The organism is Brevibacillus sp. HB1.4B (assembly GCF_013284285.1).
GTDB classification, from domain to species: Bacteria; Bacillota; Bacilli; order Brevibacillales; family Brevibacillaceae; genus Brevibacillus; species Brevibacillus porteri.
The window spans coordinates 83666-97925 of sequence record NZ_JABSUT010000012.1 but is presented as its reverse complement, the minus strand read 5'-3'; the positions used below and the strand labels follow the sequence as shown (position 1 = coordinate 97925).

Here is a 14260-nt window from a genome sequence, read left to right as displayed (position 1 = left end):
GGGATTGTATGAATACGACAGAGAAGCTGGCTGGATACGAGAATATCCAGTTGGTCTCACCCTTTGAAATCCAAAGCCTACAAGATGTCAGAATCGTAAGGAAAGTTAATGAGCACGCCAGATTGTTCGTCACCGGAATCATCCCGGAGGAGAAAAGCGACCGGTACATCGAGATGGCGACGAGCGAGGATACAGTCGCGCTGAATTTGGTGGAAAACGGCGCGCTGACGAAGACACTGTTCAAAGGACTCGTGGATTCCGTCAGTGTGAACTTCGTTCACGGCGTCTACCATTTGGAGCTGGAAGCGGTCTCGCACACCCAGCGAATGGATGGTCAGCGCAAGCTGCGTTCTTTTCAAAATAAAAAAATGAGCTATGCGAGCCTGCTCGACGAAATCACGAAGGACTATCCCGGTTCGGATTATTTAGACCATGCTTCGAACGGCGCGCCGCTTGGGACCATCGCGATTCAGTATCAGGAGACAGATTGGCAGTTTTTAAAGCGACTGGCCTCTCGCTTCGGCTCTATTCTCGTCGCAGAGGCTGTCGCGGATAAGCCAAAGTTCTGGTTCGGCTTGCCCGAGGGACGCACCGCCCAATTGACAGACGCCAGCTACACCATCAGCAAAAGGCTGGCGCCCTATATGGAAACGACAGAAAACGGCTACGCAGCAGGTATGTCGGAAAATGATTTTCTCACCTATGAAGTAGAAAGCGGACAGGTGCTTCAGCTCGGAGACCGCGTGAACTACCAAGGCAAAGAGCTGGTCGTCGCCGGGTCAACAACGAGGATCGACCATGCCCTTCTCATTCACACCTATCAGCTCATGCCCGAGGCAGGCATCCGGCAAAACCCTATCCGCAATGACGACATCTGCGGCGCTGCCCTGGAAGGCAAGATCATCGACATCCAGAAGGACACCGTCAAAATCCACCTCGACATCGATCAAAAGCAGCCAAAGGCAGAGGCGAGCTGGTTCCCGTATGCCACGGTCTACTCGGCAGAGGGCAACAGCGGCTTTCACTGCATGCCGCAAATGGGCGACTCCGTGAAGCTGTACTTTTCCACACCAGATGAAGAAGGCGCCATGGCAGTCAGCTCCGTGCGAAAAGGTGGAGGAAGCACGGCGAAAACGGGCAATCCCGGCATCAAGTACTGGGGAACCAACTTTGGCAAAGAGCTGATGATGGGCGGCAAGGAGCTCGTTCTTACTGCCAAGGAGAGCAAGGAAGGCAATATTTTTATCAAGCTGCATGAAGAGGACGGCATCGAGATTCACAGTATGCATCCCATCGTTTTTTCTTCGGAGAAGGATATGGAGATTAGGTCAGATACGAAGGTCGAGATCAAGGCCAAGGAAGCCATCTACCTCATGTGCAGCACCAGTAGCATGATTTTGGACGGGGAAGTGGATCTTCAAGCACCGAAGATTGAGATGGTCGGGCTGACGAAGGCGCCTGTGGTTGTGGAGGATTTGCCGCAGGAGGAAGAGGAAGAAGTCGTCGAAGAGGAGCAGGAGGAAGAGGATTCTGGATGGGGTTTTCTCGATAGTCTACAGCTTGGACTCGATATCGTCGGAATGATCCCTGTCATCGGAGAAGTCGCAGACGTTGTCAATGCGGGGATATCTGTCGCACGTGGCGATTATGCTGGTGCCGCTATGTCCCTTGCAGCCGCGATTCCGGGTGCGGGTACGGCAGTGACTGCGGCAAAGCTGACTACGAAAGCCGTGAAGGCAACAAAAGCGATGACCAAGGCAACGAAGGCGGTCAAAGCAGCGGATAAAGCACTGGGTGTATCGAAAGCGGTCAAGGCGACGGCCAATGCAGCAAGCGCAGTGAAAGGCAAGGTCGTCACTGCTGCGCGGAACATTCAGGAGAGTATGGACAAGCTTGCCGCTGTGCAGAAGCTGAAGAAGAGCATGGTCGGCAAGTTCATGCAGAAACCTGTTGTGAAAGAAGTGATCAAGGAAGCCGGCTCAGAGGCATTGGATTATGCGACGGATGGTGTTTTCTCAACCGTAGCGGGAATTGCCGGGGGTCGGAAAAGAATCAAAGGGAAGCACAAGAAACCAGGCAAGGTAAGAAAGATGAACGTCAAAAAAGTAAAACCGAAAAGCTGCATCAAAGACCCGGTCCATGGCGGTACTGGAGCGCAGTTTATCGTTCATCCTGCCCTCAAGCTGTATGGAGCCGAGACGTGGACGTTTGAGCTGCATTACAACTCCTTGCTTTTGCAAGAGGGAGCACTGGGCAAAGCATGGACGCATAATTACGAAATGCGCCTACAATTCCTGGATGAGACACGCGAAGAAATTACGGTTTGGTGGAATGCTGGCCGAGCCAATACCTTTACTCGCGTTCAGGACGGATTATACCGGTCCAGCGATGCGGATGTCTTTTTTGACGAACTGCGGGAAAGACAAGACGGCTATACGCTGTGGGTCAAGGAAACGAGAGAGACGTACGATTTTGCCAGAAATGGACAAGCACTTCGTCATACGGTGGCTGCCGGAATGTCGCTGCTCTTTAGCTATGATCAGCATGGCAGGCTGAATCGCTTGACAGAAGAGCGGAGTCGTCAAGCGTTTTCACTGGAGTATGGGGCGGATGGTTTGGTGTCAGCATTGTCTGATGGGACTCGTTCCCTTCGCTTTTCGTATGATGCCGAACGCAGGATGACTCGCTACACCAATCCTAATGGTGTTGTCACTGACTTGTCCTATACAGGAAATGACCAACTGGAATCTTTGGCATCCGATGGCGTCATCGTCTACACGAATACGTTTGACGAAGAAGGGCGCATCATCTGCCAGACAGACGCGGCAGGCATCCCTGGTTATATTCACTACGATACCGAGAGCCGCCCTGGCATGATGGTCACGACCTTCACAGACGGCAATGGGCATGTCGAGATCATGATCCATGACGACAATGGCCAGTTGCTGGAGAAGACTGAGAAGGATGGAACGCTCACCAAATACACTTATAATGAGTGGGGACAAACCACTTCTGAAACAAACGGAGCGGGCGAAACAACCACTTACACGTATGACAGTCGCGGGAATCTGGTAAAAGAGACAGATCCTCTTGGCAATACAACGACGTATACGTACAACGAAAAAGACCTCATGACAGCAGAAGAAGACGCGGAAGGCGGAGTCACGACTTTCGCCTATGATGAACACGAGCGGCTGGTCAGCATGACACGACCAGACGGCTGCACCTCTTCCATCGGGTATAACGAGCACGGGCAAAGAAGCACTTATATTGATTTTACAGGCGCAAAAACCACTTATCACTACGATGGACAGGGAATGCTTGTTTCCGCTCAAGACCCAGAAGGCCGCATCTTCCGTGTCGGCTTCGACCCTACAGGCAGGATGACAACCTTTACGGATGCTTTTGGGGGTTCGCTACGTCAGGTATTCGATGCCAATGATAATCTTGTCGGTGTCACAGATCCTCTCGGAAGGATGCATTCCTTTACCTATGATACACAGGATTGTAGAGTAGAGGAGACTACGGCTAGCGGAGCATCGACGAAGATCGGGTACACGATTACAGAAAAAGTAGAATCCATAACGAATGCATATGGTAAAACCACTCGTTATGAGTATGACAAGGAATGGCAGATCGTTGGTGTGGTAGACCCAACCGGAGCGAAAACCAGCCTCGATCGCGATGCCATGGGCAGAGTGACGGCTGTCACCGATCCATTGGGTAACACCCAGCGCTATGAATACGATGGGGCGGGTCGCTTACTCGCCGTCTATGATGCAACCGGACAGAAGGTGAGCGGGCTCACCTATGATGGCGCAGGCAATATTCTTGCCCACATTGACGGACTCGGAAGAACAACTCAATACCAATTCAACAAGCTTCATCAAGTCATTGCCACAACGAATGCGACTGGACAGAAAACCAAGTTCTCCTACGATGCTGCCGCACGATTGACAGAGGTGTTGGAAAATGAAGCAGCCGTCTACAAGCAGCAATACGATGGAGAAGGCCGTCTAACGAGCTATACGGATGCCAATGGTAATGCCACCACCCTCTCCTACGATGCCAGTGGCTTGCTTTTAGCAGAACGCAATGCTACCGGAGAAGGAACGACCTACCGCTATGATAAGCGCGGATGGCTGACCGCTCAGACCAATGCGCGCGGTCAGGAAACGCACTATCGCTACGATGCAGCCGGACAGCTCATTGAACAGCAGGACGAAGCGGGGACTGTTCGCAGGACTTTCGACGCCGAGGGTCGCGTGGTAAGTGTCAAAGAAGATGGAAAAGACACCAAGCGCCGTACCTACGATCTTTTGGGGCGAATCGTCTCCAGCACCGATCAGTATGGGAATACGCTCCAGTACACCTACGATACGGGAGGTAGACTGGCAACGCTCGTCTATCCAGATGGCAAGACGGTTCGCTACACCTACGATCTCGCAGGTCAATTGACTACTGTCACAGACTGGGCAGGTCGTGTCACAAGGTACACGTACGATGAAAATTACCGCCTCATCCGTACAGACCGACCGAACGGTACGGTAGAGCAACGTCACTATGATGTAGCCGGGCAGCTTCTGCGTCTTTGGGATCAAAATGCGCAGGGCGTCATGCTCCAGCAATATCGGTTTTTGTACAACGAGCTCGGGCAGCTCATACAAGAGGAAGAAAAGCAGTACACCTATGATGCCCTGCGGCGCCTGACGAGCGGATCCATGGCAGGACGAAAGATTCTCTATACTTATGACCAGGGCGGGAATATTACCGCAATTGGGGATTCAGGTTCGAGTCTTGCTACGGCGATGACGTACGCAAAGGACAACCGACTGGACACCGTAGATGGTCAACACGTTCAGTATGACGAGGACGGCAATCTGCTGCTACTACCGGGCAAGCAACAGTCAGAAACGTATGCGTATGATGCCCGCAATCGTCTCGTCCGTGCCGGACAAGCTCGCTACACCTATGATGCCGAATTTGTGCGCACCTCGATGACATGGAATGGTAAGACGACGCGGTATGTGGTTGACCAGAACGCCGATTTGACCCAGGTTCTTATGGAACTGGAGGAAAGTGGAGCAGCCAAAGCGTATTATGTATATGGACTGGGGCTCATTGGTCGTGAGGATGCACAAGGCGATTATTTGTCCTATCACGCGGATACGCGCGGAAGCACGACCCTGTTGACCGACGAGCATGGTCGAGTCACAGACCGTTATACCTACGGATTGTACGGGGAACTGGAAGAGCACGAGGGTAGGACGAAACAGCCGTTTTGCTACAACGGCCGCGATGGAGTCATGACCGATCCGAATGGGTTGTATTACATGCGGGCGCGGTATTACCATCCGGGGTTGAAGCGGTTCCTGAATCGAGATGTGCTCCAAGGGGATATGACGGACGGGCAGACGTTTAACCGTTTTGCTTATGTGAATGGGGATCCGATTCGTTATATCGATCCGCTGGGATTGATGAAGTGTCCTCCTAAAAAGCTTGATGAGCTTCAAAAAGTCAATATTGATACTGGAACTGCAAATGCATTTATTTCAGAGGGTTCACCTATTAGGCATGATTTAAAAGATTTTGTAACAGGGAAACAGATGGTGATGACTGAAACTGCTGCGGCTGAATTTAAAAATATTGTAAATGGTGTTGCGGGACCTTTGGAAAAGGCTCGTGCAGAAAAATTTATGAATCGTGTACAAGTAATTCCTGACAATCCTTCTGAAAGAGCAATGAAATTGACAGAAACCAAAAAGGTCGGTGCAAACGATAAAATTATTTTCGGTACGGGCGATAATTTGGGCATTACAACTATGACGGCTGACGCTAAATTTGTGAGGGGTGCTTCTGCTCAAGGAGTAGACTTCGATGTATACATTCACTCGCCAGTACCTTTAGGAGGAAAGTAAATTGAGCGATGGGATAATTCCTAAACACTTAGAAAGTACACTTAATATGTTAAAAAGGGCTTATCCAAATGGTATTAGTGACAAAGAATGTTTTCCATTGATGTCATTATTGTACGAACATATGTCTGACAGAAACTTAGCTGAGGTTATTTCTTTTATAACTGGGAAAGAAGTTGCAATCGCTCTTAATGATATTCACAAATCAGTATCAACAAAGCAACTTAGTGAGCAGGAATTAAACATGGTAAGAGAAAAACTGCTGGAACACGGATTTGAAAAATGGATAGATGAGTAATGTCTTTAACCTTGATTGGCTGTTGCCTTTCAAGGTTTCATTATTTGGATGGCTGTTGAAGAAATAACAATCCAACCAATAAAGAATTATTTGTCCTATCACACGGATACGCGCGGCGGATATTTTTAATGATAATATTACGAGTTTTGAAAGGATATAAAAATGAATCAAGAACTAAGAATACTAATAAAAAAACTTATTGGTGGCGAAATAACAGATCTAGAATTTTTGGATTTGTTCAAGGGAAATATAGAAATAACTAGCTACTTTGACAAACTGTTAGAAGTTATTTGTATAGAAAAAAATAAAGATGACCTAGGATTACTATTTTATATAGGATTTACATTCGATTTGTTTGATGAAAGACATTTGGTAATGTTAAACCAGTTAATTACTGAAGCTTGGCATAAGGCACATGAGGATATTTCTGGCTTGCTTCAATATTTTCAATCAAATTCATCGGTAGAAAGTCTTTATAAAGCAGCATTAACAAAATTTGAGTATCTCCATTACACAAATGCCCTTGCCGTAAAATGTATTTGGGCTCTAGGTGATATAAATACGCCAGAGTCTAAAGAGAAATTAGAACTCTTAAGTAAATCAAAGGAAAAAGAAATTAAAAAGAATGCGTTGCACCAATTAAAAAGAATCTCTATAAAGAAGGGATTATAAAATAATTAACCAAAAAGAAAATTTTAGGAAGGAAGGAGACTTTAAAAGTAGATATAACCGCAAATAATACCAGTTTTCAAGATGAGAAAAAACAGCAGTGAAGGAGATTGTGTCATGATCATAAACGATCCGGTTTTTGGTGAACTTTCATACTTTCTTGTTTGGTCAAAGCACATGACTATTCATTTTTGCGGGAAAGAAACCGAGATAGCACTCACGGTAGAGGGTGAGGAAGACGGTAAATTTGATGAAGAACAATACATGGCTTATCAATCACTCATGCAAAATTGGGAGCACATACAACAGCGTGTTTTGCAAGCGATCCTCGACTACTACAAGCAAAAGCGGCATGAGCTCGGGTATGATATTGGATACCATGATGATTATCCCCTAATTGAAACACAAGACCAACTACTTAAAAGGATCGTTTTACTTGAAATTGTTGTTCCCTATGGTGATATTTTTGAAGGCCGTGATATCGGATTACTCTTCGATTGCACCTGGGACGAAGAAAATGGTCTAGGACTTCGGCTTTTAAATGAAGAAGTAACGGAAGTCGGCTACCAGGATGTTGCCATTTAACCTTTTATATGAATAGTGGAAAATATTGTTGTTTTGAATATGAAAACGGACTCATTATAGAACGAGAATGTTATGCTCTAAATGAGGAGGAATATCTTTGGAGTTCGAAGGGATCATTAGAAAATTTCGTCGTAACTTCGAAAGAGACGGAATGGCCCCAGAAGACATCGACAAAGCCTTCCAACAAGCAAATACCGCTCACCTGCATTCCTTACTAGAATGGGTAGATTTGAAAACATATACTGTACCGGATTCGGTTGTTGCCTTTTATGAGGCGTATAATCCTCACTATCTGCCTGCTTTAAGCGGTGGAATAAGGCTATTGAATATAGAATCCATAAAGGTAGAGAACTCATCTGCTGTACCAAGTATGTACCTGCTAAAATTCGGGCTGCTCACAATCGCTACAACAATAGGTGGCGATGCTATTTGTCTCGATTTGAATAGCACAAATGATAGCCAACTACGTGTAGTAATCGCAGATCAAGCGTTTTGCTCCTATAACCATGATCTGAAAGTCGTAGAATGTGTCCTTGTTCAAGATGATATCGCTGAACCCTACGCGGATGACGAGCCTATTCTTTTGTCTTATTCACTCATCAAGCAATGTCTGCCAGAGATAGCACCATCTTTTCGAGCATTTTTAGAAAGACTGTCCAATGAAGCTTATGAGACTATCGAAGAAGGTTTTTTAGCATAACCTAAATAGGAACCTTGTTACACCAAGAACGGTTATATCAAATAGTTTTCTCTGAGTGAAAATCCAGATCGACCCAGGCCTCTCCTAGGCTTTTTGTGTTTTTCCCAAATCCCACACTTTCCCCTTACTTTTCACGAGGTTATCCCGAACATTCCCAATGCTCGTACGTTACGATTGGTTTGTAAGAAACAATAGTAGACAGGGAGTGTTCACACATGAAAAAAATGCTTTCCGTATCTGTAATCGCAGCGAGCTTGTTGGCAACGAGTGCCGTAGGAGCTTTTGCCGCTGAGAAAGAAGGGAAAGAAGCAGGGTGGAAGAGCCTGCCTGAAGTTCAAGCACTAAAAGCACTGCAAGTGGAGCAAAAAGCTCTCCAAGATAAACTGAAAGCTCAAACCCAGACTAACAAACAAGCATGGGACATTCTTTGGGGCGATGTGACGCCAGAAGTACGTGAAACCGTGAAAAGCGCGCTGGCAGAGACAAAGCCGCTGCGAGAAGAGAACAAGGCGCTGTCTGCTGAATTGAAAGAAGCGAAGAAAGCAAAGGATAAAGAAAAGGTAGCGAGCATCAAGGCTGAAATCGCCGCGAACCATACAGCTATCGAAGAAAAACTCGCTCATGTTCAAACTGAATTGGCGCAGGTAAAAGAGAAAAAAGCTTCTTTTAAAGAGATGAACCAAGAATTGAAGCCAATCCGCACAGAAAAGAAAGCGAACAAAGAGCAAGCAAAAGAACTGAAAACAAATGAGAAAAACGCAGTGAAAGAAGCAAAAGAAGTATTCAAGTCCGGTGACAAGGAGCAAGCAGCTGCATCCTTGCAAGAGGCTGCTGATCTGTTGAAAGAACTGATCGAGGTACAAACCGAGATTTTGGAGCAAAAGCAAGCGATTTCCGAGATTATTCAATAAGGAACGTCTCCGAGAATAGTGACAGCCCGAATCCTGTTATTGACTAGACAGATGTTCCCCCTCACATAAGAGACAGAAAGCCCGTTGCACGCCAGCGGGTTTTTTTCATTCCCCAATTCGTCAAACTCCTTTGGAACATCTATAGTAAAATGGAAAATAACGCCATAGAGGCAGGAGGAGGTTTCGCATGGATATTCTAGAGAGAGCGGGCAAACTGATGCATACCATGGATTACAAAATTCAAGGGCCTTTGACGATATAAGGGTTATCGATTTCTTCCCCAAGATTATCTAAATCTTGCGTAATATTGATGATAATTAAGTACCTCGATTTGCCTTTATGGTTACCCAGATCGACAACTTGATGAACCTCGATCATATCGTTTTCATATTCTCTCTGAGAGTAGCACGTTTCAACCAGCGATGATGGCAGATCTGTGTTGTCCCAATTAGCTATCTCCAATTGTACAAAAACTTGTTTTTTCTTTATGTCCATCCGGCTTTTCCCCTTTATTTGCGTTCTATTTCTTTCACTATCATCCTATAAATGGTAACGAAAGTGCAAATCGCATGACATGTGAGGGAATCAATGAGAAGAAAACAATCTCCTTATGAACTACGGTTGAGAGCAGACATCAACCAAATATACGCAGGAGCCTATGATGACATAAATACGATTACCACTGTTCCTCTCGAAACGGGAGTGAAAGTGTTGACGGTCTTATTGGAGTCCGCTTGCCATGGACAAAATATCGGGCCGATTGTCTTGGCAAGAGGTCTGCTCAAGAACATATCCAGCGAGTGGCTTTATCAACATTTGCCTGTCATTGTCCGGGAATGCATCGACCTCGATGATGAATGGGAGTATCGCAGATTGTTGGAAGTAGTACAGGAGATAGTCCCGTTGTTACTTAAAGAATACGTCCTGTTGGGATTGCATTCAAAAAACGAGGAAGTGAGAGAGGCAGCGGAGGATTACGGTGTTTAAGACTCTCCTGAAGAATGCGGATGAAAACCATTACTGCCAAATACAATCCGATTGTACAATGGAAGCGCGTCGATTTGATCGACAGCGAAACCAATCTGCGAAACGTTTACTGGGCCATGCAAGTACCTGCTGTAGATTGCCTTTCCATGGAGACTGCGTTTCATTTGAATGGAACAGTAAAGAGGCTTGTATTAGATACCGATAAGATAAAGGCACATCATTTCTTTAAGATTCAGGGGGTTTTGGAGCCGTATATCGTGGTGAGTCTGGATGCTGCGGAAAGCTTCCTACGCAGGAGCTTGAACGGATTTGTTTTGCAAAAAGTGGAGCAGGCCATGCGGAGGGAGTTCTGACGATCTACTAGGATGAAAAGATTTTGGATGTATGGAACAGCATCCAGACACGGCGTCAACTCGCTGAAATGGAAGAACAGCAGGTGCAATTGACGCTTGCGGAGTGTTTGGATGGCGTGCGAAAAGGCTACCTGGAGTACGAAGGACGCAGATTCGAATTCGAGGAGAAGGTCCTCTTTGACGGGCAGCTCGGCATGAATCATATGGTACACCTGTTGCCGATGAGTGGCGTAGAACCGTTTGTGCAAGCGATGACAGCACAAGTCAAAAAGGCGCAGGCAGGCTTGCAGGTCGTACATAATGAGCTGATCGAGCTGGATGGATGCAGGGTTGCCTGCAGCGAATTCATCATTCCGGTCGAGGACAAAACCTACTATCAAATCTTGTTCGCGACATCGGTGAACGGGCGGGCACTACTCGGGAGCTTTCATTTTGAGTCTGAAGAAGTGCTTGTATGGCAGCCACTGTCTCATGCGTTGATTCGCACGCTGTGGGTAGAGAAAATTTGATCATGACAGAACAGGGAGGTTTCGAATTGGAACAGGAGCAACATCAACAGCAACTGCAAGTGAACGTGCCTGAAAATGAACAGGTCATGTCGGTCAAGGAATGGATGATTACTTTTTTAATTATGATGGTACCCGTGGTCAACCTCGTGATGTATTTTGTTTGGGCATTTGGCAGTGAAGGAAATCTAAACAGAAAGAACTGGGCAAAAGCAAACTTGCTGATTATGGGCGTTTGCATCGGGTTGTACTTATGCGTATTCTTTTTTATTCTGATTTTGGCATTCATTGGAGCATCGGTTGAACAATAGCGAGAACGGTGGATTGGCAAAAAATGTGGAGGGTATAGAATGGATCACCAAACGTATGTGGAAGGAAGCGTAGCGGAAAACGAAAAGGTCATGACGATGAAAGATTGGATAATCGTCTCGTTGTTCATGATGATTCCGATCGCGAATATTGTTTTGTTATTTGTTTGGGCTTTTGGTTCAGATGGGAATCTGAATCGTAAAAACTGGGCAAAAGCCGGTTTGTTGTTAATGGCCATTCTTATGGGTATATATTTCGTCTTTGGTACGATAACCGCAATTATCACGTTTATTTTAATCGCCATGGAAGGGCAATAAGGGACGATGCTAAGACGTCGATAAGGCATATTCCAACTCGAATCATCGAGGAGGAATATGCCTTGTTTTTTTACGCGGAGCATTACACCAGCTTTGCTTTTTTGACGTGCTTTTTCATCAACAGATTGCCGAAATAGCAGCCGAGCAATCCGCCGACAAACGAAATCGAGCACATGGTGAGAATCATGCTGGGGGTTTCAAAGTAATAGAGCATCGCAGAAAGCTGTTCAGGTGTATAGCTTTTTTCCAAGGTCGCGAGATACGATTCGCGGAAGAAAATAAGCGGGACAACCCCGCAAAGCGAATAGCCGACATAAAAAACAGAATAGCTGATTGCATTGCGCACAGGATTCAGATAAGAGCCTTTTCCCCATAGGATCAGTTCGCAGATGAGTCCGATAACAGCTAAGGTAAGTAAGTAATTCGCGTAGCCAAAACCGACAAAATACAATCCAGTCAAGACAGCTGTAAAAAATAGAGTCCCGGGCTTGGCGATTTTATTAGACATGACCATATAAATCGGACCGTTGAGTAGCGCGGTAAAGCCGCCAACCAGCAAATGAGAAACAACGGTAATAATCGGGGCAATCGTCATCAATATGAGCATGACGACGTTAAAGATCGCGAGCGTAATAATATCCCGCATGGTCCATCTGCCGCTTTGGGCAGCTAATGATGTTTGGGCTTGCATGTAACATCCTCCCTCAGACATAAGTAGCCGATCTGCTTGACGAATTCTCTGTACTTGCGATCCCCCTTTTGCAGGAATGCTGGAAAAGTTTGCTAGCTGTACGCACGGTTGTCAGTATAAGAACACAATATTGATAATGAGAATCGTTGTCAAAATAAAAAAAGCCCATATTTCAATATTTTGGGATATTTTTCGAGCTTTTTCGCCTATTATCTCCGTGTTTTTCCGTTTTTCTTGAACAATCGCCAAAATATTACAAGTCGGATGATCTGCAAAATAATCATTCTGGTGAACGTAGGACGAGATAATCGGGGAAAATCACGGAAATGTACCAGAAAACGGAAAAGGAGGGACTTGTATCTATTTGGCAATGTTGCATGAGGATCATTATCATGTACGTTGTATCAAAGCGTTTAAGCAAGAGACGAAAGGGAGGAGTACATAGGAGCATGGATGCGATAACGAAAACGAAAACATGGCTGCTTACTCAGCCACAAGCAAAAGACAGCATTCGCCTGTTTTGCTTTCCATATGCAGGGGGAGGGGCCTCGATTTACAGGGGCTGGGCACAGGCTTTTCCCAGTGATGTCGGTGTTTACCCAGTTCAGCTGCCAGGAAGGGAAAATAGAATTGCCGAGCGAGCGTACTCAGATATGGGAACGCTGGTGGAAGAGCTGGCCCAAATGATTTATCCGTATTTGGATCGCCCGTTTTTATTTTTCGGTCACAGTATGGGAACGCGAATCGCCTTTGAGCTGGCACGTACCGTACGGAGCAAATGGGGTCGTCTTCCGCTTGGCCTCATCGTTTCAGGAGGACGAGCTCCACACTTCCCGGAGCCGAAGCCTATTTACCATTTGCCTGAAGAGGAGTTTGTTGCAGCTCTGCGACGCTTTTCCGGGACACCAGAGGCGATCCTGCAAAGCAAGGAGCTCATGGAGTTGTTCATGCCGCTGTTGCGTGCGGATTTTACCCTCGACGAAACTTATGTGTATACCGAGGAGCCCCCGCTGATTTGCCCGATTGCTGCGTATTGCGGGACTGAGGATCAGGAAGCCACGCAGGAAGAAATGGAGGCTTGGGCTAGCCATACAAGTGCCGGATTTACGTTGGAAATGGTAAACGGCGGCCATTTTTTCCTGACGACAAACAAAGAGGTGCTCTTGCAATCTGTAACCAAAATGATTGGACAATACCGGAGTGTGGTAGCAGGAAAAGAGGAGCGCTAACGAGATGCAGCAGGTGCGAATAACCCACTTGTCTGAGAGGACAAAATCAGCTCTGGAGGAATCGTCCTCTTGGTTACTGGCTAAAGGGGAAGTACATATTTGGCTGACGTTTGTGCAAGCATGGGTACACAGTATGCAGGAGCTGGAAGGCGATCTGTCTGCCGAAGAACTCGATAAACGGGCACGATTTCATTTCCACGCTGACAGGGAGCGCTATGTTGTCGCACATGGACTACTGAGAAGAATGATTGGGCGGTACCAAGGGATTTTTCCTCGCGCGGTTCAATGGGAGTACAATTCGAACGGGAAACCGTTTTTATGTGGACCAAACAATGATTCCGAACCACTTTTTTTCAATCTGTCGCATTCGCATGAGCTTGTGGCGGTCGCTTTTTCTCGCGATCGCCTTCTCGGCGTTGACGTGGAGCATTTGCGACACATCCCGGAAATGAAACAGCTCATGAGCTACTTTCACCCTGTGGAGCGAGAGGGAATCTTGCGTTTACCCTCTGATGAGCGGCAACAAGCTTTTTTTGATTGCTGGACACGCAAGGAGGCTTTTGTCAAAGCGACAGGGGAGGGCCTGAGCCGTCCTCTCGATTCTTTTTTCATGGAAAAACTGGATGGCAGCTTCACGGTAAACGGAGATGGAATCAGGAGCGGGGAGTGGAAAATTCACGGGTTTACGCCTGGCAGAGGCTATGCCGGAGCAGTTGCAATCGGGATAGGAAGACCGTGAATCGGAGTAGTTGGAACGATAATCTTCTATTATACTGATAAACTTTATCGG

General features: G+C 46.6%; 15 protein-coding genes. 13 read left to right on the top strand and 2 right to left on the bottom strand.

Annotation, left to right across the window (positions count from 1 at the left end; all coding sequences use genetic code 11):
* Positions 1-8 precede the first annotated feature (8 nt).
* The 6 genes from HP398_RS25170 (at position 9) to HP398_RS25140 (ending at position 9078) form a co-directional block, all read left to right on the top strand.
* Positions 9-5918, top strand: coding sequence for a DUF1308 domain-containing protein (locus HP398_RS25170; RefSeq protein WP_217368873.1), 5910 nt, complete (start codon positions 9-11; stop codon positions 5916-5918).
* A 1-nt stretch (position 5919) separates the two neighbouring features.
* Positions 5920-6213 carry a DUF3349 domain-containing protein gene (locus HP398_RS25160; RefSeq protein WP_173623980.1) on the top strand — a complete coding sequence of 98 codons (294 nt, stop codon included), beginning with the start codon at positions 5920-5922 and terminating at the stop codon, positions 6211-6213.
* Positions 6214-6375: 162 nt separating this feature from the next.
* Positions 6376-6885 carry a HEAT repeat domain-containing protein gene (locus tag HP398_RS25155; protein ID WP_173623979.1) on the top strand — a complete coding sequence of 170 codons (510 nt, stop codon included), beginning with the start codon at positions 6376-6378 and terminating at the stop codon, positions 6883-6885.
* 114 nt (positions 6886-6999) lie between these two features.
* Positions 7000-7467, top strand: a complete 468-nt coding sequence (locus HP398_RS25150; RefSeq protein ID WP_069848038.1) for a DUF6985 domain-containing protein — start codon at positions 7000-7002, stop codon at positions 7465-7467.
* A gap of 97 nt (positions 7468-7564) precedes the next feature.
* On the top strand, positions 7565-8167 hold the full coding sequence (locus HP398_RS25145; protein WP_173623978.1) for an SMI1/KNR4 family protein: 603 nt from the start codon (positions 7565-7567) through the stop codon (positions 8165-8167).
* A gap of 215 nt (positions 8168-8382) precedes the next feature.
* Entirely contained in the window at positions 8383-9078 is a 696-nt protein-coding gene (locus HP398_RS25140; RefSeq protein ID WP_173623977.1) for a hypothetical protein, read from the top strand.
* A gap of 240 nt (positions 9079-9318) precedes the next feature.
* Here the strand turns inward: HP398_RS25140 and HP398_RS25135 are convergent, their stop codons facing one another.
* Positions 9319-9573 carry a hypothetical protein gene (locus HP398_RS25135; protein ID WP_173623976.1) on the bottom strand — a complete coding sequence of 85 codons (255 nt, stop codon included), beginning with the start codon at positions 9571-9573 and terminating at the stop codon, positions 9319-9321.
* Positions 9574-9666: 93 nt separating this feature from the next.
* Between HP398_RS25135 and HP398_RS25130 the strand changes: the two genes are divergently transcribed.
* From HP398_RS25130 to HP398_RS25110, 5 genes are read left to right on the top strand one after another with little or no spacing between them, the layout of a single operon-like run.
* Complete coding sequence (locus HP398_RS25130) at positions 9667-10065, top strand: hypothetical protein (RefSeq protein ID WP_173623975.1); 399 nt, start codon at positions 9667-9669, stop codon at positions 10063-10065.
* A 20-nt stretch (positions 10066-10085) separates the two neighbouring features.
* Positions 10086-10418 carry a hypothetical protein gene (locus tag HP398_RS25125; protein WP_254476366.1) on the top strand — a complete coding sequence of 111 codons (333 nt, stop codon included), beginning with the start codon at positions 10086-10088 and terminating at the stop codon, positions 10416-10418.
* A 23-nt stretch (positions 10419-10441) separates the two neighbouring features.
* Positions 10442-10927: a hypothetical protein gene (locus HP398_RS25120; protein WP_254476364.1), complete on the top strand. Its 486-nt coding sequence runs from the start codon at positions 10442-10444 to the stop codon at positions 10925-10927.
* 26 nt (positions 10928-10953) lie between these two features.
* Positions 10954-11235, top strand: coding sequence for a hypothetical protein (locus HP398_RS25115; protein WP_026043364.1), 282 nt, complete (start codon positions 10954-10956; stop codon positions 11233-11235).
* 39 nt (positions 11236-11274) lie between these two features.
* Positions 11275-11550, top strand: a complete 276-nt coding sequence (locus tag HP398_RS25110; protein ID WP_017252059.1) for a hypothetical protein — start codon at positions 11275-11277, stop codon at positions 11548-11550.
* A gap of 82 nt (positions 11551-11632) precedes the next feature.
* Here the strand turns inward: HP398_RS25110 and HP398_RS25105 are convergent, their stop codons facing one another.
* The gene (locus tag HP398_RS25105; RefSeq protein WP_017252058.1) at positions 11633-12241 is read right to left on the bottom strand and encodes an MptD family putative ECF transporter S component; all 609 of its coding nucleotides are present in this window, start codon (positions 12239-12241) and stop codon (positions 11633-11635) included.
* A 449-nt stretch (positions 12242-12690) separates the two neighbouring features.
* Here HP398_RS25105 and HP398_RS25100 point away from each other — a divergent pair, with 449 nt between their 5' ends.
* A complete protein-coding gene (locus HP398_RS25100) occupies positions 12691-13470 on the top strand; it encodes a thioesterase II family protein (RefSeq protein ID WP_173623974.1) in 780 nt (259 codons plus the stop codon).
* Positions 13471-13474: 4 nt separating this feature from the next.
* On the top strand, positions 13475-14209 hold the full coding sequence (locus HP398_RS25095; RefSeq protein WP_173623973.1) for a 4'-phosphopantetheinyl transferase family protein: 735 nt from the start codon (positions 13475-13477) through the stop codon (positions 14207-14209).
* Positions 14210-14260 lie beyond the last annotated feature (51 nt).

What these genes read in the sequence shown, in the direction of transcription:
- HP398_RS25125 (WP_254476366.1), top strand. Translation starts at nt 10,086, where the DNA reads ATGAAAACCATTACTGCCAAATACAATCCGATTGTACAATGGAAGCGC.
- HP398_RS25095 (WP_173623973.1), top strand. Translation starts at nt 13,475, where the DNA reads ATGCAGCAGGTGCGAATAACCCACTTGTCTGAGAGGACAAAATCAGCT.
- HP398_RS25135 (WP_173623976.1), bottom strand. Translation starts at nt 9,573, where the DNA reads ATGGACATAAAGAAAAAACAAGTTTTTGTACAATTGGAGATAGCTAAT.
- HP398_RS25150 (WP_069848038.1), top strand. Translation starts at nt 7,000, where the DNA reads ATGATCATAAACGATCCGGTTTTTGGTGAACTTTCATACTTTCTTGTT.
- HP398_RS25110 (WP_017252059.1), top strand. Translation starts at nt 11,275, where the DNA reads ATGGATCACCAAACGTATGTGGAAGGAAGCGTAGCGGAAAACGAAAAG.
- HP398_RS25140 (WP_173623977.1), top strand. Translation starts at nt 8,383, where the DNA reads ATGAAAAAAATGCTTTCCGTATCTGTAATCGCAGCGAGCTTGTTGGCA.
- HP398_RS25170 (WP_217368873.1), top strand. Translation starts at nt 9, where the DNA reads ATGAATACGACAGAGAAGCTGGCTGGATACGAGAATATCCAGTTGGTC.
- HP398_RS25100 (WP_173623974.1), top strand. Translation starts at nt 12,691, where the DNA reads ATGGATGCGATAACGAAAACGAAAACATGGCTGCTTACTCAGCCACAA.
- HP398_RS25105 (WP_017252058.1), bottom strand. Translation starts at nt 12,241, where the DNA reads ATGCAAGCCCAAACATCATTAGCTGCCCAAAGCGGCAGATGGACCATG.
- HP398_RS25155 (WP_173623979.1), top strand. Translation starts at nt 6,376, where the DNA reads ATGAATCAAGAACTAAGAATACTAATAAAAAAACTTATTGGTGGCGAA.
- HP398_RS25130 (WP_173623975.1), top strand. Translation starts at nt 9,667, where the DNA reads ATGAGAAGAAAACAATCTCCTTATGAACTACGGTTGAGAGCAGACATC.